General features: G+C 69.0%; 17 protein-coding genes. 8 read left to right on the forward strand and 9 right to left on the reverse strand.

Going from position 1 to position 20,572, the window contains the following annotated elements; genetic code table 11:
* Positions 1-151 precede the first annotated feature (151 nt).
* Complete coding sequence (locus tag ACIRR9_RS18965) at positions 152-829, forward strand: SDR family NAD(P)-dependent oxidoreductase (protein WP_403752907.1); 678 nt, start codon at positions 152-154, stop codon at positions 827-829.
* A 297-nt stretch (positions 830-1,126) separates the two neighbouring features.
* Here ACIRR9_RS18965 and ACIRR9_RS18970 read toward each other — a convergent pair whose 3' ends face one another.
* The 3 genes from ACIRR9_RS18970 to ACIRR9_RS18980 all read right to left on the reverse strand — a co-directional run bounded on the left by ACIRR9_RS18970 (position 1,127) and on the right by ACIRR9_RS18980 (position 3,129).
* Positions 1,127-1,291 (reverse strand): LuxR C-terminal-related transcriptional regulator, encoded by a 165-nt coding sequence (locus ACIRR9_RS18970; RefSeq protein ID WP_403752910.1) that lies wholly within the window; start codon positions 1,289-1,291, stop codon positions 1,127-1,129.
* Positions 1,292-1,352: 61 nt separating this feature from the next.
* Positions 1,353-2,057 carry an SIMPL domain-containing protein gene (locus ACIRR9_RS18975; RefSeq protein ID WP_403752913.1) on the reverse strand — a complete coding sequence of 235 codons (705 nt, stop codon included), beginning with the start codon at positions 2,055-2,057 and terminating at the stop codon, positions 1,353-1,355.
* Between the two features lie 154 nt (positions 2,058-2,211).
* Positions 2,212-3,129 (reverse strand): hypothetical protein, encoded by a 918-nt coding sequence (locus ACIRR9_RS18980; RefSeq protein ID WP_403752916.1) that lies wholly within the window; start codon positions 3,127-3,129, stop codon positions 2,212-2,214.
* An 86-nt stretch (positions 3,130-3,215) separates the two neighbouring features.
* Here ACIRR9_RS18980 and ACIRR9_RS18985 point away from each other — a divergent pair, with 86 nt between their 5' ends.
* Entirely contained in the window at positions 3,216-3,887 is a 672-nt protein-coding gene (locus ACIRR9_RS18985) for a response regulator transcription factor (protein WP_403752919.1), read from the forward strand.
* Positions 3,884-5,149 (forward strand): ATP-binding protein, encoded by a 1,266-nt coding sequence (locus ACIRR9_RS18990; protein WP_403752922.1) that lies wholly within the window; start codon positions 3,884-3,886, stop codon positions 5,147-5,149. Before ACIRR9_RS18985 ends, ACIRR9_RS18990 begins: the two co-directional genes overlap by 4 nt.
* A 133-nt stretch (positions 5,150-5,282) precedes the next feature.
* On the opposite strand, the gene ACIRR9_RS18995 is transcribed toward ACIRR9_RS18990, so the two are convergent.
* From ACIRR9_RS18995 to ACIRR9_RS19010, 4 genes are all read right to left on the reverse strand, one after another.
* A complete protein-coding gene (locus tag ACIRR9_RS18995) occupies positions 5,283-6,899 on the reverse strand; it encodes a family 20 glycosylhydrolase (RefSeq protein WP_403752925.1) in 1,617 nt (538 codons plus the stop codon).
* A 104-nt stretch (positions 6,900-7,003) separates the two neighbouring features.
* Positions 7,004-7,918, reverse strand: a complete 915-nt coding sequence (locus ACIRR9_RS19000) for a carbohydrate ABC transporter permease (protein WP_403752928.1) — start codon at positions 7,916-7,918, stop codon at positions 7,004-7,006.
* Positions 7,915-8,826, reverse strand: a complete 912-nt coding sequence (locus ACIRR9_RS19005; protein WP_403752931.1) for a carbohydrate ABC transporter permease — start codon at positions 8,824-8,826, stop codon at positions 7,915-7,917. The genes ACIRR9_RS19000 and ACIRR9_RS19005 overlap by 4 nt, the downstream gene beginning before the upstream one ends.
* A 3-nt stretch (positions 8,827-8,829) precedes the next feature.
* Positions 8,830-10,203: an ABC transporter substrate-binding protein gene (locus ACIRR9_RS19010; protein WP_403752934.1), complete on the reverse strand. Its 1,374-nt coding sequence runs from the start codon at positions 10,201-10,203 to the stop codon at positions 8,830-8,832.
* Positions 10,204-10,771: 568 nt separating this feature from the next.
* Between ACIRR9_RS19010 and ACIRR9_RS19015 the strand changes: the two genes are divergently transcribed.
* From ACIRR9_RS19015 to ACIRR9_RS19030, 4 genes are all read left to right on the forward strand, one after another.
* Complete coding sequence (locus ACIRR9_RS19015) at positions 10,772-11,782, forward strand: LacI family DNA-binding transcriptional regulator (protein ID WP_403752938.1); 1,011 nt, start codon at positions 10,772-10,774, stop codon at positions 11,780-11,782.
* Positions 11,779-13,905 (forward strand): beta-galactosidase, encoded by a 2,127-nt coding sequence (locus ACIRR9_RS19020; RefSeq protein ID WP_403752941.1) that lies wholly within the window; start codon positions 11,779-11,781, stop codon positions 13,903-13,905. Before ACIRR9_RS19015 ends, ACIRR9_RS19020 begins: the two co-directional genes overlap by 4 nt.
* The gene (locus tag ACIRR9_RS19025) at positions 13,902-15,413 is read left to right on the forward strand and encodes a family 43 glycosylhydrolase (RefSeq protein ID WP_403752944.1); all 1,512 of its coding nucleotides are present in this window, start codon (positions 13,902-13,904) and stop codon (positions 15,411-15,413) included. The genes ACIRR9_RS19020 and ACIRR9_RS19025 overlap by 4 nt, the downstream gene beginning before the upstream one ends.
* A 133-nt stretch (positions 15,414-15,546) precedes the next feature.
* The gene (locus tag ACIRR9_RS19030; protein ID WP_403752947.1) at positions 15,547-17,187 is read left to right on the forward strand and encodes a DUF5597 domain-containing protein; all 1,641 of its coding nucleotides are present in this window, start codon (positions 15,547-15,549) and stop codon (positions 17,185-17,187) included.
* A 351-nt stretch (positions 17,188-17,538) separates the two neighbouring features.
* Here ACIRR9_RS19030 and ACIRR9_RS19035 read toward each other — a convergent pair whose 3' ends face one another.
* Positions 17,539-17,676, reverse strand: a complete 138-nt coding sequence (locus ACIRR9_RS19035; RefSeq protein ID WP_403752950.1) for a hypothetical protein — start codon at positions 17,674-17,676, stop codon at positions 17,539-17,541.
* 181 nt (positions 17,677-17,857) lie between these two features.
* Here ACIRR9_RS19035 and ACIRR9_RS19040 point away from each other — a divergent pair, with 181 nt between their 5' ends.
* Positions 17,858-18,394, forward strand: coding sequence for a GNAT family N-acetyltransferase (locus ACIRR9_RS19040; RefSeq protein ID WP_403752953.1), 537 nt, complete (start codon positions 17,858-17,860; stop codon positions 18,392-18,394).
* A gap of 71 nt (positions 18,395-18,465) precedes the next feature.
* Here the strand turns inward: ACIRR9_RS19040 and ACIRR9_RS19045 are convergent, their stop codons facing one another.
* The gene (locus tag ACIRR9_RS19045; RefSeq protein ID WP_403752956.1) at positions 18,466-20,235 is read right to left on the reverse strand and encodes a hypothetical protein; all 1,770 of its coding nucleotides are present in this window, start codon (positions 20,233-20,235) and stop codon (positions 18,466-18,468) included.
* Positions 20,236-20,572: the final 337 nt, after the last annotated feature.

The raw sequence follows: 20,572 nt of genomic DNA on the forward strand, positions 1-20,572 counted from the left end.
CGGTGCAGCCAAGAGCCGGGGCTTGGGACGGCCCAGTCTCCTCAGCCGTCCATCGGACTCAGCCTTGTGACGGCCGTGTCCGGAGCTCCGACTCACTCCGCTCCTTCGAATCACCAGGCCACACCCACCCGACTGGAAGGCAGGACACCGTATGAACGCCAGAACCGCCCTCGTGACAGGCGGTGCGCGCGGGCTGGGCGCCGCCGCCGCCGAGCGTCTGCGCGCCGACGGGCTGAAGGTGACGACACTCGACCTCGCAGAAGCCGACGTGTGCGTCGACATCACCGACGAAGCGGCACTGCGTGATGCGGCCGACAGCATAGGGCCGGTGGACGTGCTGGTCAACTCGGCCGGCATCGTCGGGCCGAACAAGCCACTGCTGGAGACCGTGCGCGACGAATGGCAGCGCGTCCTCGACGTCAACGTCATGGGGACGGTGAACACCATGCGTCTGTTCGTACCAGGCATGCGGGAGAGGGGCTGGGGCAGAGTCGTCAACTTCGCCAGCATGGCCGGCAAGGACGGCAACCCCAACCTCTCCGCCTACTCGGCCTCCAAGGCCGCCGTCATCGCGCTCACCAAGGCCGCCGGCAAGGAACTTGCCACCAGTGGGGTCCTGGTCAACGTGATCACGCCCGCCGTCATCGCCACACCGATGAACGCGACCACCGCGCCGGAGGTACTCGAGCGCCTCGCCAGCCTGATCCCCATGGGTCGCATCGGACGCCCTGAGGAGGTGGCCGAACTCGTCGCGTTCCTCGCCTCCGACCGCGTCAGCTTCTCCACCGGCGCCGTGTACGACATCAGCGGGGGGCGTGCGACCTACTGAACCGCTGTACACCGCCGTGAACGGTCCGGCTCTGGACGGGTCCATCACTGTGCGGCGGAGGTCGAAAGGTGGCCTTCCACGGAACACGGTGGCGCGCCGGAGCCGGGCCGTGGGCGGCGGCGGAGCGGGAGGGACGCGGCCCAGAGCGGCAGTTCGTGTCTCCTATGAGGATGCGTCGGACACCGCGCTGATCTGCCCGCCGCCCACAGCCACGGGGCAGGATCCGGACCGGCGTGCTCCGGCGCATGGCGGCGGGCGCCGACCGCGTTCGTGCGTCAGGGCTCCTAGCCGGCGCTGCTACAGCCAGCCCAGGTCTCGTGCGCGCGGCGCTGCCTGGAACCGGGTCGTGGCGCCGAGTTCGCGCATGAGGTGGGCGACCCTGCGTCGCGCGGTGCGAAGGCTGCAGCCGAGCGAGCGGGCGATGTGCTCGTCGGTGAACCCTGCGGACAGCCGGGCGAGCATGCGGCTGGGCGACCTCTTGCCGCTGTGAGCGTTCGGTGGCGGCCGGAGAGAGCCATCACGGTCACAGCCGTGGCGGGGTCATGATGAAGTGCGCTTCGACGTGTGCGGTCACGGTCTGCCGTTCGGGTCGGAGATCGATGGCGAGGGATGCTTCAGCAGCGAAGTCGTCCCTGGCGCCGCGCGGTGCCATCTGGTCGAAGTGGTCGTCGTGGGTGGACGGGGCGCCGGTGGTCAGGCCGCTGTCGGAGAGTTCGACGAGCGCGACGAGGCCGGCGTCGAGGGTGGAGGCGTATTCACGAGCGCGTTGCACGGCATCGTGGACGGCGGCGCGGCGGCACTGGCGGTGCACGGGTGAGCCGGGGCGCAGGCCCCACCAGCAGCCGTCCACGTCGGTGAGGTCGAGGTCGGCGAGCCGGGCGGTGAGTTCGCCGAGTGCGGAGAAGTCGGTGAGTTCGACGGTGGTGTGGACGTGGCCGTGGTAGGCGCGGACGCGTTCGCGGCGGCCGTGTTCGGCGAGTTCCGGGGTGATGGCCAGGGCGCCGGTTTCCATGCGTTCGACGGCGTTGCCGTAGCCCGTGATGAGGTCGGCTGCGAGGGCGTTTCGGCGGCTGAGGTCGGCGAGGGTGCCGCGGCGGTCGGTCCCCCGGGCTCTCACGGTGACGCCGATACCGGCGAATTCGGGGTCGACTTCGAGGTGCGCTTCTCCACGGACGGCGACGCGTGGGGCGTCGGGAGTGCCGTAGGGGTGGGCGGGTTGCTCCTGCATGGCGGGGCCGTTCCTCAGGGCGGTGGGAGTGGTTCTCATGCTCGGCGGTTCTGGGGGCAGCGCAGTCGCTGCCCGGCCGTCGGTGTCCACGCGGTTGCGACCGTGCGGCCGGTGCCGGCGTCGTGTCAGGACCGGCACGCAGCGGGTGGGCTCGTCAGCAGGTCCTGCCGCCGCCGGTGACGAGACGAAGGTTGACGGGCGGGCCCAGCGACGGCACTCCGTGGAGCGAGGTCTCCCAGGTCGGGCCGAGCCTGTCCCCGCCGAGCAGGGTCGCGACGCTCGGGTAGTACGCGTCGCCCATGTTGCTCTCGTCAGTGGCCCAGATGAGAATGAGCTCGTCGTCGAACGCCCCGTGCATCGACGGGACGCGCTGAATGCCGATCTTGGCGGTGAACTTTCCGACCAGCGGATTCGCCCGGGTGCGGTTGAGCGGGGCGAAGCAGGAGCCCTTGGCGCTGCGGACGGCGCTGGTCGCGTTGGAGATCCTTCCGGTCAGTTGTCCGCGCTCCGGCGAGCCCGCGAACTCGATGCGGACGGGAAGGGCCGCGGTGAAGCTGTAGTCGCCCTGGCGGGTGCGGACACCGATGGTCCCCTCCATGGCCCGGCCGCCGAAGACGGCGCGAAGGACGGCGTTCTCCTCGATGTTCGCAACCGGCTTGATCTCGGTGACCTTGCCCTTGGAGACGGTCGCGAGGTAGATCGTGTTCGCGTAGTCGGTACGGCCACCGTTGGCCTCCGCTTCCAGCCTCCTGGTGACGGCGGCGGTGAGCGGCAGGTCACTGCCGCGGGTGTGGAACGTCGGGACGCCGCGCTCGACGGCTCCGTAGCGCTGGGTTCGGGACGGGTCGCCCGGGAGCCGTACCGGCTTCGTCCCGGGGAACAGTTTCGTGCAGTGCACGACGCCGTTTCGCTGCGTGGAGGCTGCGCAGATCCCGGAGAGGGCCCTCCGCGAGGTGCTGCCGCCGCCCGGGTCCGTGGCGGCATTGCTGATTCCGCATCCGGTGAGCACCAGGGCGGCGAGCGCGCCGGCCGCGGTCAGGCGCCTGGCAGGGGGGCTCGTGGTCGTGTTCATGGCCGAGAGCTTGCCCGGCAGTGCCTGAAACGGTCCTGAGAGGGGTCTTCAGGATTCCTTCAGGTCCGATGGTGGAAGCTGGGTCGATGCGCTTGCTACTGGTCGAGGACGAACAGCGACTGGCCGACGTCATCAAGTCCGGACTGGTGGACAAGGGTTTCGCCGTGGACGTGGTCGGTGACGGCAGTGAGGCTGTCTGGATGGCCGGAGAGCACCGGTACGACGCGATCGTGCTCGACGTGATGCTGCCGGGTCTCAACGGATTCGCCGTGTGCCGGAAGCTGCGCGAAGCCGGCAACTGGACGCCCATCATGATGCTGACCGCGATGGACGGTGAACTCGACGAGGTTCAGTCGCTGGACAGCGGCGCCGACGACTACCTGGCCAAACCGTTCTCCTTCGCGGTGCTGCTGGCCCGGCTGCGGGCCCTGGTCCGCCGCGGGGCGCAGGAACGACCCGCCGTCATCGAGGTGGGGGATCTGCAGGTGGACCCGGCGGCGGCATGCGCCCGGCGTGGCGGCGTACACATCGCGCTGACCCCCAAGGAGTTCGCGGTGCTCCATCTGCTGGCCCGCCGGGCGGGCCAGGTGGTGACCAAGGCGGAACTGCTCCAGCATGCCTGGGATTTCGCCTTCGAGGGCGATCCCAACATCGTCGAGGTCTACGTCAGCGCCCTGCGCCGGAAGATCGACGCGCCGTTCGGCATCCGCACCCTGACGACCGTGTGGGGCAGCGGCTACCTACTGGAGCTTCCGTGAACCGGCTGTCGGTGCGGATACGGGTGACCCTGGCCGCGACCGTCATCGTCGCCACGGTGCTTACCTCGGCATCCCTGGTGTTGATCCTCACGATGCGCCACAGTCTTGAAGCCGGCGTCGCCGATCAGGCCACCCGGAAGGTCAGGGCCAGCGCCTCGGCGCTCAAGGAGGACGCGCCCGTCGACGCGGCTCCACCGGGCGGGGTGGACGGCTCGGAGCCGACGCCGGAGGAGAGCGACCACACCGCCGGGACGGACGAGGAGAAGGTGGTGCTGGCCGACGGCTATGCGACCGCCAGCACGGTCGTGGACACCGCCGACGGCCCGAAGACGGTGAAGGCCAAGGTCTCGCTGGCCCCCGTGCGGAACGCCCTCAGCACGCTCGAACGACTGCTCCTGCTCGGTGTTCCGGCGCTGGTGGCGCTGATGGCCGCGATGACGTGGCAGCTGATGGGCCGCGCGATGGCCCCCGTGGAGTCGATCAGGGCGACCTTCGCCGACATCACCGCCAAGAACCTCCACCGGCGGGTGCCCGAGCCGATGACCCGCGACGAGGTGGCACGTCTCGCGCAGACCATGAACGCCACCCTGCGCCAGCTGGAGTCGGCGGTCGAGCGGCACAAGCAGTTCGTCGCAGATGCCGCCCACGAACTGCGCAACCCGGTGGCCACCCTGAGCGCACGACTCGAACTCGGGATGCATCAGGCGCCCGGCCTTGTAACCGAGGCGCTGACCGACGTGGCCCGCATCAAGGAGCTGACCGGTGATCTGCTGCTGCTCGCCCGGCTCGACGGGGGCGAACCCCTGATCGGCACCGAGGTCGATCTGGCTCAGGTGGCGGCCGAGGCAGTCGCCCGCCCGGCCCCCGTGAAGATCGCACTGGAGCTGGAATCCGACGTCCTGGTGACCGGCTCCCGCTCCCACCTGGAGCGCATGGTCGCCAACCTCGTGGCCAACGCGGTCCGCCATGCCGCCTCCCGGGTCACGGTCCGGGTCACCGCCGACGGGATCGACGTCATCGACGACGGCCCGGGCATCCCAGCCACCTCCCGTGAGCGGGTGTTCCAGCGCTTCCACCGCCTGGACGAAGCCCGGGCACGGGACGCGGGCGGCTCCGGACTCGGCCTGGCCATCGCCCGCGACATCGCCACCGCTCACGGAGGGACCCTCGTGGTCAGGGACACTTCGAAGGGCGCGCACCTGTCGTTCCGCATCACCGCGCCGGACGGGCCGGGCAGCCGGGCGACAGGCAGCCTGACCTGAGAAGGCCGTCGACGCCGATGTGATGGGGGAGAACTGCGGGAGCCGGCCTGGGCACGCGATGTTCCGGGGCCTGCACAGTGCGGAGGGTGGCCGACTGGCGGGTCGGCCACCCTCCTGTGAGACGCGGCCCGGCTCAGCTCGGTGCCGACCCGAGCCGCTGGAGGATCGGTTCGAACTCCGCGTATGTGCTGACCAGCGGGGCCGACTCCCACGTCTGCTGTGCCATCACGCGCAGGCGCGGGAAGAGCGACTCGGCGGTCTTCTCCTCGGTCCAGGTGCTGGACGCGGCGCCGTCGTTCCAGAAGTGCACGGCGGAGCCGAGGAGGTTGGGCTCGGTGGCGTCGAGGTCGTGGAACGGAAAACCGGTGCCGTAGTCGTCGAAGTACGCGAAACCGTGGAACCTGTTCGCGGTCCAGTTCTCGTACAGGGCGCGTGGGGTGGCCGAGGCGGGCTTCAAGTAGTCGGGGTAGTCGTACGTGGGGAAGAAGCTGGAGTTGAAGACGGTGTAGCCCTGGGAGACGAGGTCCTGGGGTGTCACCGGATTGGTGCTCGGGATCGGGGTGTTGAGGTCGGTCCACCACTGCACGACGACGCTCTCGTCGACCGGGAAGGCGACATCGGAGGTGAAGGTGTCGTTCCAGACGCGGAGCGTCTTTCCGCGGGACCGAACCAACTTGTTGAACTCGTTGACCAGATTGCGGATTCCGTCCTGCGCCGTGGCCGACGAGCCGAGTTCCTGCTGGGCGTACCTCCCCAGCTGGGGGTAGTTCGCGAACTGCGCTTCGCCGAGGAACTCGTCGGCGCCCATGTGCCAGTAGGGACCGGGGAACAGCGGCAGGTACTCCTCGACGAGGTCGCGCAGGAAGCGACGCGCGGCGGGGATGGAGTAGTCGATCTTGGTGGCGGTGACGTTGCCGTCCGGGTCCTTGAGCTGGAACTCGGGGTGGGCCTTGAGCGCATAGCCCAGGTGGCCTGGCATGTCGATCTCGGGCACCACGGTGATGTGGTGCCGCGTCGCCAGCTCGATCAGGCTGCGCACCTGCTGCTTGGTGAGGTGCTCCGCCGACTCCAGACCGTGGCGGCTCTCGATACGCCAGCCCTCGTCGTCGCTGAAGTGCCAGTGCAGGTAGTTGAGCTTCAGGTAGGCCATGTCCTTGATCTGCGACACGAACCAGTCGTACGAGTGGTGCTTACGGGCGGTGTCGATCATCAGGCCGCGCTCGGCGTAGCGGGGCCAGTCACGGGCCGTGCCCGCGACGATGCTGGTGTCCTGCCGCAGGAGTTGGAGAAGGGTGCGGGTACCGTAGAAGACGCCGGCCGACGCCCTCGCGCTCACGCGGACACTCTTGTCCACGGTCAGCTGATACCCCTCGGTGCCGAGCACGGCGTCCGTCGCACGCAGGTCGAGCGCGATGTCACCGTCGCGCGGCGCGGCGTCCGTCACCACGATCGGGGCGTCGTGGCCGGTCAGCGCCCGCAGATCCTCGGCGAAGACCTGGGCGTCGCTCCGCAGACGGCGCGAGTCGGCGGCGCGGACGACGATGCGCGCGGACGGGCCGATCCGGAAAGAACCCGAGCCTGCGGTCCACTCCCGAAGCGCGGGGATCGTGGACGGCCTGGACGCCACCTCGTCGGCAGTGGAGGACGAGGAGAGTGGAGCGGCGTTCGCCGTCTGCGCCACCGCCACGCCGGCGAACACGCCGAGCCCGCCCGCCAGTATGCGGCGTCTGCTGAAACCGTTGTCGGTCAAAGCCAGTTCCCTTCTCGATGGGATGCCCGGCCGACTGGCCGGGCATCGAGATCACGGACTTGAACAGGGAGCCCTCGCGCTCCGTCGGAACGCCGGTTTCGGGGCTACTTCACGGCACCCGCCGAGAGCCCGGACTGCCAGAACCGCTGAAGCAGCAGGAACGCGACGACGAGGGGGATGATCGATATCAGGGCACCGGTGATGACCACGGAGAACAGTGCCTGTGCACCACCGCCCGCGTTGGCGGTGGCGTTCATCTGGGCGAGTCCGACCGTGACCGGGTACCACTTCGGGTTGCTGATCATGACCAGCGGCAGGAAGTAGTTGTTCCACGTCGACACGAGTGAGAACAGGAACACCGTGGTGAATCCCGGCACGGTCATCGGCAGCGCGATACGGAAGAAGATCTTGGCTTCGCTCGCTCCGTCGATGCGCCCGGCCTCCAGGATCTCGTCGGGCACCGAGTCCCCCACATAGGCCCGCATCAGGTAGATGCCGATGGGGTTGACCAGCGACGGCAGGATCACCGCCCAGGGGGTATCGGTCAGTCCCGCCTTGCTGAACAGCAGGTAGGTCGGGATGGCCAGCGCTGTCGTCGGCACGGCGATCGTGCCGAGGATCAGGGTGAACATCCCGGACCGGCCGAAGAAGGCGAACTTGGAGAACCCGTACCCGGCCGAGGTCGCGAGCAGGGCCGCCCCCAGGGCGCCGGCGATCGAGTACCAGGCGGAGTTGGCCATCCAGTGCCAGAACACGCCGTCGGAGTAGGCGAAGACGGCCCGGACGTTGTCGAACAGGTTGAAGTGCCCGGAGAACCAGAACCCGAAGGAGTCGAAGAGATCTCCGTTCGTCTTGGTCGCGGAGACGACCAGCCAGAAGAACGGCACCAGGAAGTAGCAGAAGAAGGCCAGGAGGAAGGCGGTCGCGATGACCGACTTACGGTCCTTGCGCCGCCGGGTCCGGGCGGCCGGTGGCGCCGGTGTGTGTGCGACGGCGGGTGCGTCGAGGGTCTTGGTCACCGCGGCCTCCTTAGCTTTCCGAGGCCGAAGACCACGTACGTCGCCACGAGGATGACGAGGCCGAGTGCGAAGGACACCGCGGCGGCGTAGTTGGTCTGCTGATCGGTGAAGGCGAGGTTGTAGACATAGAGGTTCGGTGTCCAGCTGGGTGTGATGGCCGCGCCGGCGGACGGGATGAGCACCTGCGGTTCGTTGAACAGCTGGAACGCGCCGATGATCGAGAACAGCAGGATCACTCCGAGGGCCGGCCGCAGCAGGGGCAGCTTGACGTACAGGGCGGTGCGGATCGGACCGGCGCCGTCCAGCGCGGCGGCCTCGTAGAGCTCCCCGGGAATGGCCTGGAGCGCCGCGTACAGGATGATCATGTTGTAGCCGGTGAACTCCCACGTCACGACGTTGGCGATCGAGGAGAGCAGGTGGCCGGCCGACAGGAAGTCCGGGTTGGCCAGTCCCATGTGCTCGGCGAGCTGGGTGAAGGCGCCGAACTTCCGGCCGTACATGTAGCCCCACAGGAGGCTGGCGACGACCGCCGGAACCGCGTACGGGACGAAGAACGCCAGCCGGAACACCTTCGGTGCCCATACCCGGCCCGAGTCGATGAGGAGGGCGAAGACGGTGGCGAGCACCATCGAGAGGGGAACTTGGACGAAGAAGAACTTCACGATCCGGGCCAGGCCCGCGCGGAGCTGTGGGTCGTGGAAGGCGTCGACGTAGTTGTCGAGGCCGGTGAAGACCGTTCCACCGACGATCTGGGTACGGAACAGGCTCAGGTACCCGGCGTAGCCGAGCGGAGCCACGAACATCGCGACGAACACGATCATGAACGGTGCGACGAAGAGGAAGCCTGCCAGGCCGTGCGGCCGGCGCTGTCGGGGGCGTCCGCGACGCCCGGGAAGTGCGAGAGCCATGACTCAGCCGGTCACCTTGAAGCCCTGCTTGCGAGCGTAGGAGGTGAGCGATTCCTGCCACGCGTCCAGGGCGTCCGACAGGGACTTCCTGCGCGTCAGGGCGGTGCCGACGGTCGGGTTGTAGCTGCTGGTGACGTAGTCGTTGAACGGGCTCCACTGGAAGTCGGTGCTGACCGTCCCGGAGTACTGCGAGAACAGCTGGTTGACCTTCTGACCGCCGAAGAAGGCGGACTTCTGGCCGATGAACTCGGGGTTGGCCAGCGTGCTCCGCAGCGGCGGGAACAGCGACAGTTCGGTCGCCATGCTCAGGGACGACTGCTTGTCGTGGTTGATGAACATGGCGAGGGCGGCCGCCGCCTCGGGGTGCTGCGTCTGCGCGGTGACCGCGTTCGTCGAGCCTCCCCAGTTGCCCGACACCGATGCCCCGTCGCTCCACTGCGGAACGGGCGCCACACGCCACTTGCCGGCGCTCTTCGCGGCGGCGCCCTGCAAGAAGAGCGGAGCCCAGCCGGCGGTGACCCAGGTGGCGTAGGTGCCCTTGGTGAGACCGGCGTACCAGTCGTTGTTGAAGTCCGCGTCGGCCGAGACGATGCCCTGCTGCACGAGGGGGGTCCAGAAGCCGGCCAGCTGCTTCATCTTCGCGGAGTTGACGCCGATGGTGACGTTCGTCCCGTTCACCGAGAAGGGGCGGGCGCCCGCCTGCCAGGCCAGCCCCAGCCAGTTCGGGGCGTCGTTGTTGGGCAGGTTCGTCATCGAGATCGCGGAGTTGGCGGCGTGCAGCTTACGCCCCTGCGCGGCGAACTCCTCCCAGGTCTCGGGAACGCGCAGACCGTAGTGGTCGAAGACGTCCTTGCGGTAGAGCGTGCCCAGCGGACCGCTGTCCTGCGGAATCGCGTAGACCTTGTCGCCGGTGGACACCTGCTTCCACGTCCAGTCGACGAAGTCGTCCTTGAGGTCACCCGCGCCGTACGGTGCCAGGTCCAGCAGGTCCTTCGTGATCACGAACGCGCTCAGGGTGTCGAGCCCGATCTGGACCACGTCGGGCGCTCCCGTGCCCGCCTTGAGCGCTGTCCTGAGCTTCTTGTACTCATCGGCGCTCTGGCCGGCGTTGACGATCTTCACCTTGATGTTGGGGTACTTCGCCTCGAACATCGCTACTTGCTTCTTCAGATCGACCCAGGTCCAGAAGGTGATCTCGGTCGGCTTCTTCAGCGCGGCCGCCATGCTCGCCGACGACATGGGCTTGACGGACTTGTCGGACGAGCTGCCGGAGCCGGAACAGGCGGTCAGCGCGGTTCCCGCTGTGGCCATCGCGCTCGTGGCGAGGAAGGAGCGGCGACTCCATGCTCTCGAAGTGTTCTTCGGCTGACTGGTCATGACTGGCGCTCTCCCTCTTCCGGGCGATCTGACGCCCAGGTGCTGTCGAACATCGACCGCGTCGGACACTGCATGTCGGCATGCAGCGGCTGCGTCGCCCGGTCTGGGACGCATGGGTTCACATCACGCCGCCACCGAGGCATCGGCGGACGGCGACCCTGGTTCCGAAGGTCACTCAAGCCGGTTCCTCGGCCTGGGTGACACTCACCGTGGGATTCGGAACCGTCACCTGGCCCGTATCGCCGGGTCACGGGACCGGGCGCGACGGCGACCGCTCTGCGATCCCCGTCCGCGCTTTGACTACGAAGTCAAGCGGTACCTTGAATCGTCGGACGTACTGAAGTCAAGAGGGACGTCGTGCCTGTTTTTCCGGCTTTGGATGACGGACGGGTTACGTCGGACGGGCGGCGATCTGAGTTCTTCCCATTCCGCGGTTGACTACGTAGTCTGAGCGCGTTCAGCTGCCCGGTGCGAAGTCGCCGCCGGGCGGGGCGAGATGTGAAGGGATCGGTGAGCCGTGGTACCCACCGGCGGGGACAGGGGCGTTCCTCGGCCTGCGAGCACCGACGTGGCACGCCTGGCGGGTGTGTCACAGAAGACCGTGTCGCGTGTGATGAGGGGCGAGCCGCATGTCCGCCCCGAGGTGCGGGAGAAGGTGCTTCTCGCGGCGCAGCAGTTGCGTTACCGTCCCAACGCGGCGGCTCGCAGCCTCACCTCCGGCCGCACAGGCCGGATCGGTGTCGTCGCGCTCGACGCCCGGTTGTACGGACCGTCGACCCTGCTCGTCGCGGCGGAAGCGGCAGCGCGCCGACTGGGTTACGCGACGATCGCGGCACACACGGGCGAGGACGACACCCACGCTCTCGCCGGCCCGATCGAGCGACTCCTGGAGCAGGGCGTCGACGGCATCATCCTGCCCGAGGACATCGATGAGGGGCCCATCGCGGTGACCATCGACGTGCCGGTGCTGACCATGGGACGGTTCCACAGCGTCTCCGCCCCTCGCCGCATAGAGGCGGCTGAGCGTGCCGACCGCAGCGGTTATGTGGCGACCCGTCACCTCATCGACCTCGGCCACACCGAGATCCGCCACCTCTCCGGGCCCGACCGCTGGTGGGCGGCACGGGACCGTGCCGACGGCTGGCGCTCCGCGCTGACCGACGCCGGCCTGCCGGTGGTCGAGCCCATCGAGGGGGGCTGGACCTGCGAGGGCGGCTACGAGGCGGGGCTCCGTCTCGCGGAGGACGCGGCGATGACCGCTGTGTTCGTCGCCAACGACGAGATGGCGATCGGTCTGATCCGAGCCCTGCACGAGAACGGCCTTCGCGTGCCCGACGACGTCAGCGTCGTGGCCATGGACGACATCCCCGCGGCCCGCTTCCTCAACCCCGCTCTCACCACCATCGTCCACGACCTGGACGCCATGGCGGCCGAAGGCGTCGCACTCCTGGTCGAGGAGATCGCCGCACCCACCGCCACCGGCCGCCGGATGCATCTCGGTGAACCGGTCCTCGCAGTCCGCGAGTCGACCGCACCGCCCCGGCGCGCAGCGACCACACACAGTCAGGAGTCTTCGTGACGAGCACGTCGCGCCTGCCCCGCCGCGTCCTCTTCGGAGCGGCCTACTACGCCGAGTACCAGCGTGGCGAGCGTGTCACCGAGGACTTCGACCGGATGGCCGCGGCCGGATTCAGCGTCATCCGCGTCGGTGAATCCGTGTGGTCGACCTGGGAACCCGAGGACGGCCGCTTCGACGTCGACTGGCTGCAGCCGGTCCTCGACCACGCTCACGCCCGCGGCATCCACGTCATCCTCGGAACCCCCACCTACGCGGTTCCGCCGTGGCTCGCGCGCAAGTACCCCGAGATCGCGGGCGAGACCGCCGGCGGCGAACGCGTCGGCTGGGGCGCACGCCAGGAAGCCGACTTCACCCACGCCGCCTTCCGCTTCCACGCCGAGCGCGTCATCCGCGTCATCATGGACCGCTACGCCGCCCATCCCGCGGTCATCGGCGTCCAGGTGGACAACGAACCGGGGTTCCACCTGCTGCACAACCACGGTGTCTTCCAGCGCTTCGTCGACCACCTGCGCCACCGTTACCGGGACGTCGAGACCCTCAACAAGGAGTGGGGTCTCGTCTACTGGTCGCACCGCCTGTCCGACTGGTCCGACCTGTGGAGACCGGACGGCAACGCGCAACCGCAGTACGACCTGGCCTGGCGCCGGTTCCAGGCCGAGCAGACGGCCGAGTTCATCCGCTGGCAGGCCGACATCGTGCGCGGCTACACCGAGCCCGGCCAGTTCGTCACGACCTGTATCGCCTATCAACTCCCCGCCATGGATGACGAGTTGACGTCCCGCGAACTCGACATCACCTCCGGCAACGCCTACTACGGCATGCAGGACGCGCTGCTGCTCCCGCAACCGCACCCCACTGAGCGGCACTGGTTCACCACCGGCGTGCCCGCCCTGCACCTGACGGCGGACCGCATGTACGCCTCCCGGCAGGCGCCCTTCCTGGTCACCGAGACGGTCGCCCTGTCGGTGAACGACTCCGGGCACATCAAGCCCGCCTACGACGGGCAGTGGCGCCAGGCCGCCTGGGCCCTGGTGGCACGCGGCGCCACGATGATCGAGTACTGGCAGTGGAACACCCTGCGCTTCGGCGCCGAGACGTACTGGGGCGGCGTCCTTCCGCACAGCGAGGTCCCCGGCCGCGCCTACCGCGAGATAGCCGCGCTGGGAGCCGAGTTCGAGGCCGCCGGCGAGACGGTGGCCGACCTGACGCCGCACAGCGACGTCGTCCTCCTGTACTCCACTGCCAGCAAGTGGCTGATGGAGAAGCAGCCGCCGCTGGCCGACGCCCACGGAGCCCCCGACCGGCACGCCTACCGGGAGATCTTCGACGCCTTCTACCGGGGTGCCTTCGACGCCCGGCTGCAGGCCCGGCTGGTCCACGACCACCAGATCCTCCACGGAGCGCCGGGTCAGGAGCACCCGGATCCCGCGCGGTTCGCGGCACAGCACCCGTTGCTCGTCGCCGCGGGGGCGCAGGTGACCGAGCGGCCTCTGCTCGACTGGCTCACCGCCTACGCCGCGGCGGGTGGACACCTCGTCCTGGGACCGCGTACCGGCTACACCGACGAGGAGGGCCGGGCCCGGGCGGAGGTCGCGCCCCCGGTCCTGTCCGGACCCGCGGGTGCGGTCTACGGCGAATACAGCAACCTCGATGGTGACGTCCCGCTGACCGCCGTGCCGGACAGCGGACTGCGACTGACAAAGGACGCCACTGCCACCCGTTGGGCCGACGGCCTGTTGGCCACCGACGCACAGGTCCTGGCCGGCTACCAGCACCCGCACTTCGGGCAGTTCGCGGCCGCGACGACCCGGCCCCACGGCGAGGGACGCATCACGTGCGTGGGCACCCTGCCCAACCCCTCCTTCGCCAGGGCCCTCTTCGAGTGGGCGCGCCCCACAGCCGCGCTCTGGGGCGAACTTCCGCAGAGCGTCACGGTCAACAGCGCGACGAACAAGGGCGGTCGGCGCGTGCACGTCCTGCACAACTGGGCGTGGAAACCCCAGACGGTCACCGCGCCCGTCGACCTGGAAGACGTACTGGCCGCCCGCAAGTTCCGCGCGGGGGACGCCATCGAGCTGGGCCCGTGGGACGTCGTTGTCACGGTCGAGCTGGTGACGGCATGACCGGCCGGCCCAACCCCCTGATCCCGGGCTTCAACCCCGACCCGAGTGTCATCCTCGTCGACGGCGTCTACTACCTGGTGACCTCGACTTTCGAGTACCTTCCCGGCCTGCCGGTGTACCGCAGTACCGATCTCGTGACATGGGAACACATCGGCAATGTCGCCGAGCGCCCGGAGCAGGTCGTCGTCGGCTCGGTCGTCACCGGCGCCGGCGTGTTCGCGCCCACCATCCGCTACCACGACGGGGTCTTCCACGTCATCGTCACAGTGGTCGGCAGCCCCCGGGGCTGCGTGGTGTTCACCGCCACCGACCCCGCCGGCCCGTGGAGCGAAGGACTGACCATCACCGGCGTCGACGGCATCGACCCGGACCTCGCCTGGGACGACGACGGCACCGCCTACGTCACCTACTCCGGACTACGGCTGTCGGGGGAGGAGGCGGGACGCCACCACGGCATCGAGCAGGTCCGGGTCGACCTGGCCACGGGCCGGGCCCTCGAAGCTCCCCGCTCGCTCTGGTCCGGGACCGGGTTGCGGTTCCCCGAGGCCCCCCACCTGTACCGGCACGGCGACCACTGGTACCTGGTGATCGCCGAGGGCGGCACGGAACGCGCTCACGCGGTGAGCATCGCGCGCGGCGCGTCCCCCGCCGGCCCGTTCACCGGGTACCCGGCCAATCCGCTGCTGACGGCGAGCGGACACTCATGGCCGATCCAGAACACCGGTCATGCCGATCTGGTGGAAACCCCCGACGGTGGCTGGGCGCTGGTGCTGCTGGGCGTGCGTCCGGTCGGTGCGGCGGAGGCATTCTCTCCGCTGGGCCGGGAGACGTTCATCACCGATGTGGTCTGGGCCGACGACGGCTGGCCGACTGTCGCTCCCGTCGAACTCGCTCCGCGTCCGGGCACCGAGCACGTCGTGTTCACGTTCAAGGACGAGACCGCCCTCGACGATCCCGGCTGGCTGGCCGTCCGCACCACACCCCGCGCCGTGGCCCGTGTCGCCGATGAGCACCTGGAACTGCGTGGGCAGCAGGCCGGCCTCGGCGATCCGCAGCCGGTCTTCGTCGGCCGTCGTCAGCGCCACCTGAACGCCGTGGTGACGACCACGGTGGACGCCTCCGACGGCGTGGGAGGTCTGGCCGTGCGCTACGACGAGCGGCATCACTTCGGCCTGGAGGCGAGGACGGAGGACCACATCACGGTCGTGACCGCCTGGGCCGCGCTTGCCGGTCTGCGACAGGAGTGGCGTACGACGTTCCGCACCGGTCCGGTCGAATTGGGCCTCGAACTGCGAACGCCGCCGGAGGAGGCCACGGCCGTGGGCGGGGACCTGGTCCGGTTGCTGGCCAACGGGACACCGCTCGCGGAGCTGGACGGGCGGTACTGGACGGCGGAGACCTGCGCGTCGTTCACCGGCCGGGTCATCGGGCTCCATACGAGCGAGGGAGTGGTGCGTTTCGCGGAGTTCCGCTACGCCGGCTGGGACATCGCGCCCGACCCGGAATGATCAAGCCTGGGTCCGCCGACCGCTCGTGCCACGTCGCCGCCCGCGCGCGTGGACGCGGGGCGCGGTCGGCGCCCGTGACGTGCCCTGGCACGCAGGCACCTCCCCGTCATGCAGCAACGATTGGACAACCCCGTTGAAAGACCACTACATCGACGCGGTCACGGGTCAGCTCGTCGTGGACGGCGATCCCTTCCTGATACGCGGCATCGAACTTCACAACTCCACGTCGTCCAGCGCGGAGTACCTCCAGCCGCTGTGGGAGCGATTCGCCGGTGCGGGGGTGAACACCGTGCTGGCCCCGGTGAGCTGGGAACTCGTGGAGCCACGCGAGGGAGAGTTCGACTTCGGCCTGGTCGACGCCATGCTCACCGGCGCACGCGAGCACGGGCTCAAGCTGGTGCTTCTCTGGTTCGGGAGCTGGAAGAACGGCTCCTCGAGCTACACGCCGGTCTGGGTGAAGCGCAACCCGTACCGCTTTCCCCTGCAGTTCGACGCGGCCGGCATCCCGCTGGACAACCTCAGCCCGTTCTCCGCGGCCAACCGCGACGCGGACGCCGCCGCGTTCGCCGCCTTCATGGAGCACCTCGCACGGGTCGACGGCCGCGAGAAGACCGTGATCATGGTGCAGGTCGAGAACGAGGTCGGCCTTCTCGGCGCCGCCCGCTCCCACGGAGCGGACGCGGCCGCCGCCTGGGAGGCTCCCGTACCGGCCCCCCTTGTGGACGCCCTGCGCTCTGGAGCATCGCCGCACGTCCGGGCCCCTCTCGAACCCTCCGCCCCGACATGGGGCGCCTTGACCGGCGACGCCGACCGCACGGCCGAGCTGTTCATGGCCTGGCACTACGCGACCTACATCCAGCACGTCGCCGCCGCCGGCCGGGCGCACCACGACATCCCATTGTTCGTCAACGCGTGGCTCGACTCGATCGTGCCGGACGAGTCCTCGCGTGCGGACGTCGTGTTCGCCGGCGGGCAGGCACCCGGTGTGTTCCCCAGCGGGGGACCGCTTCCGCACGTCAGCGCGGTCTGGAAGCTGGCGGCCCCCGCGATCGCTTTCCTCGCGCCGGATGTGTACTTCGGTGACTTCGAGATTCCGTTCAAGAACTACGCGGACACCAACACCGCGTTGTTCGTGCCCGAGATGCGTGCTGACGCACACGGCGTCTCGCACAGCTTTCTCGCCATCGGAAAGTACGGTGCCATCGGAGTCGCGCCGTTCGGCTTCGACTCCCTGGGTGTTGACGAGGCCCGCGACCTGCGCCGCACCTACGCTCAGCTCGCGGCACTGGAGACTGAGATTCTCAGGGCCCAGACCCAGGACCGTGTGTGCGGCTTCCGAGTCCGGGCCGGTGAGGAGGAGCCGATCACCTTCGGCCGGTACGAGTTCGTGATCAAGGCTCACAAGGAGCGGGGAGAGGGCGAGCCCCTCGGCTACGGGCTCCTGCTGTGGAGCGGCGAAGACACGTTCATCGCGGCCGGCCACAACTTCACGGTGGACCTTCGTCCGAACGGCGACCGGCCTGTGGCCGTCCTGCAGGCGGACGAGCTTGTCGCCAAGGACGGTGAACTCGTGCCGCAGAGAAGGCTGAACGGCGATGAGACCGCCGCCGGCACCAGGATCAGGATCGGGGAGAACCCGGACCGCGTGCACGGCTTCATGCCTGCCTCGGGTTCACTGTCCGGTGTCGTGCGCTTCTCGCTGTACTCCCGTGAGAGGAGCCATGGATCCGCCGGCCTGGCTGGGCAGCGGCCGGTGGTGGTGGACCGCGGCTGATTCAGGTCCTGCTCGGGTTCCTCCTGCGCCGGGACCAGCGTCTCGGGCTCTCGTCTCACGATGGAGCAGTGACGGCTTGACGGAGGGCTTGCGGCCCCCGGGATGGCGGGGCGCCCACCACTGCCGCGGCGTACGACGGTGAAGACGCGGCCGGGCGCCGTCAGCTCATCGCGCGGATGGAACAGGCCGGGACCGCCGTCCGGCTGGGCAACATCTGGGGCTTTTCTTTGGTTCGTCAGGGTCTGACCAGAGGAAGATGCACGGATCGTGCCGGACGAGTAGGCCCTGTCCGCCGGATCATGTCCGGTCCGGTACGCGGACGATCAAGTCGTCTGGGAACGTGCAGGCGGGCTATGGCGGTGGTGAGGGCGCACGCGAGGCGGGCCCCTTGTCGCGGGCTCCGGTGGCCCGGGGTATCAGGGTGGTGAAGAGCCGCTGCCAGGTGCCGCCGACGGCCCGCATGCGCTCGAACGCCACCTCACCGACCATGACGGCTCCCTGTGATCGCGGACAGAGCCCCGCTCAGACCGCCCGAGCCGGTGAAGGGGTTGGAGGGGGCGGTTGTGAAGCTGGTGGTGCCGTGGTGGTGCTGCCGGTTTGAACAGTGTCAGAGCCAATGGCGCCGGTGGGCTGTCAGCCTCCTCGACACAGGGTGTGATGAGATGAGGTCATGAACGCGGTTACCACCTGGTCTCTCGAACAGACGTCTGCTGCTGATCTGATTTCCGTTCGCGTGCCGGAGGCCGCGACCTCAGGTGATCTGTCGATTGTCCGGGTGGAGATTCCTTCGCCCGAGCTGAACTGCTTGCTTTACGCCGTGGTGGGTGCAGGCTTCGACTGGAGCGAGCGCCGCGAGTGGACGCCGGGGCAGTGGCTGGCGTTCGTCTCCAAGCCGGGAGTGGAGACGTGGCTGGTGTACGAGCGGGGCACGCCGGCGGGATACATCGAGCTGGACCCACAGCCGGATGGCGCGGTGGAGATCACGCAATTCGGGCTGCTTCCGGCGTTCCAGGGGCGAGGGATCGGCGGTTATCTGCTGTCGTACGGGACGGCGCGGGCGTGGGACCTTGCGAAGCGGTGGGAGCACCGGGAGCCCACGAAGCGCGTGTGGTTGCATACGTGCAGCAAGGACAGCCCGCATGCGCTCGGCAACTACGAGCGGCGGGGCTTTCGGGTCTTTGACACGAAGACGGAGCAGGCAGAGTGACCTGAGCCAGAGCGTCTTGCACGAACCCCGTCAGAACTCCGGTCTCGAACTACCGGCCCGACCAGGGGTGGCTACCGGACGGTGCGGTAGGCGTTGTCGATGGTGCCGGTGTACGTGTTGCCCGCGGTGTCGGCCAGGGCCGCCCTGAAGGAGACCGTGCCCGGCCTCGCCGGGTGGGTGAGGGTGATGGACCGCTGGCCCGACGCGTCGGTGCGGACGGCGACCGTACGCCAGGTGCGGCCCCCGTCACAGGAGACCTGTAAGGCCAGGGACTTCAGGTGCCCCCGGGCGGCCGCGGGCCCCTGCACCACGACCGGCACCGTGGTGCGACGCCCCGCTTGGGCGGTGCCGGTCAGTGTCAGCGCCGGTGTGAAGCGGACCGCGGACAGCGGCAGGGCCTGTGCCGGGCCGTCGGGGTCGACGTACGCCGAGGTGAAGGTCCAGGTCGCGGTGACCCGGTCGCTGACCGAGTAGGTGCTCAGGCTGCGCCGTGACTGCATGGCCAGCGTGTACTTGGTCTTCTCCGCGGGCAGCCCGCTCAGCACACCCGTGAAGCAGGGGTCCACGGTGGTGCTGAGGTATGTCGTGCGGCCGGCCTTGAGCACGGTCTTCTCACTGGCCGCGACGTCGAAGACGTAATGGCCGTCGGAGAGCAGCGAGTTGCACAGGGCGTACGTGTTGCCCAGTCGTTTTCCGCCGATCCAGTTCGGTCCGTCCGCGACAGCGAAACCGAACACCGGCTTGTTGTATGTCTCGTGGTAGGTCCGGCCCGCTGCGTAGCGCGTGGCGGCGACGGGGGTGATCTCGCGGTACGGCGAGGGCTCGCTGACGCGGTAGATGCGTTGGCCGAGGCTCCAGCGCAGGCCCTGGTCCGTCGAGACGTAGGTCACGGCGCGAGCGGTCGGGACGGGCCTGGTGTACCCCAGAGTGCCGGGGCCGGCTTGGGTCAGCTGAGGGAAGCCGGGGGTTTCCCTCTGGCCGGACGGTTCGGCCTTTCCGTTCTTGACGTCGGAGCCGATGGCCGTCTCGATTCTGGCCATCGACGACTGCCGGACCGTCCGGGTGAGTCCGGTGCAGAAGGATCCCTTGCGAGTGACCACGATGTCGTACTGCGGCTCGGCGCCTCCGCCGGCCGACCAGACACCGCTGTACTGGGCCGCAAACTCGTCCGCCGGAGCGCTCGGCCCGACCTGGGCCGTGGTGATGCCGCCGTCCACGGCCACGGCGATGCCGAAGCCGCTCCCGTTGGCGGCGTACTTCACGATCGGATTGCGTGGGGCGGCCCCGGGAACCGGCGCGGTGACCGTGGCGCCCTTGGCCTTGCGGACGTCGAAGACGAGGGTGGTGTCCTTGGTGAGCGACAGGCCGGGGGAGACGAGCATCGAGCTTCTGTCGGCCTCGGTGATCCAGTTGTCCACCACATAGCGGCCCTTGGGCACTCGAATCGTCACCTGGTAGTCGCCGTCGGTGTCTCGGTCGAAGGGGTACCAGTACTTGCTGCTGCTCATCGAGTTCAGGGAACTGGTGGCGTATTCCGGCTTCCCGCCGTTCTTGCCGATGGTCTTTATGGTCAGGTTGTACGACTCGACCTCGCGGGTGACGAGCCCGGGGGTGCGGACCACGTTCTTGCCGTCGTCGGAAGTGGCGGTGACCGCGCCGGAGTAGACGCCGTCCGTGGTGCGCTTGCGGGTGTCGGCGGTGACGGTGGCGGTGGCGGTGCCGCCTGCCGGGACGGTCAGGTCGGACGGGGTCACCGTGAACACGCCGGGGGCGCCTTCGGTCGTGAGGTGGAGGGTGACGGGTGCGCTGCCGCTGTTGCGGTAGGTGAGGGTCTTCGTCACCGGAGTGTCGTCGTGCGGCCATTCCTGGGTGCCGAAGGCGTGCCGGTGTGGGCAAGGGGCAGTGGGGACGGCGCTGCCCGAGCCGGATCGTGATCCAGAACATGCTCCGGCAACCGGCCTGTGTCGGGGTGTCCGTCTATGGTCGAAGCCACACCGACCTGCGCCGCCGCCTGGCGGGTCGGCCGTTCACCGGCCGCGTCCGCCGCCCACGCGGGAAACGGCTGGTCTCCTTGACCGAAGTACTGCCTGCCTCTGTCGACACCGGCCGGCACCAACGCAACCCGGCCAGGATCGAGGCGAACCGGGCACGCTCGTTGAGTAGGGGCGCGTTGCTCGA

This window comes from Streptomyces sp. NPDC101234 (genome assembly GCF_044767525.1).
Lineage (GTDB): Bacteria > Actinomycetota > Actinomycetes > Streptomycetales > Streptomycetaceae > Streptomyces > Streptomyces sasae.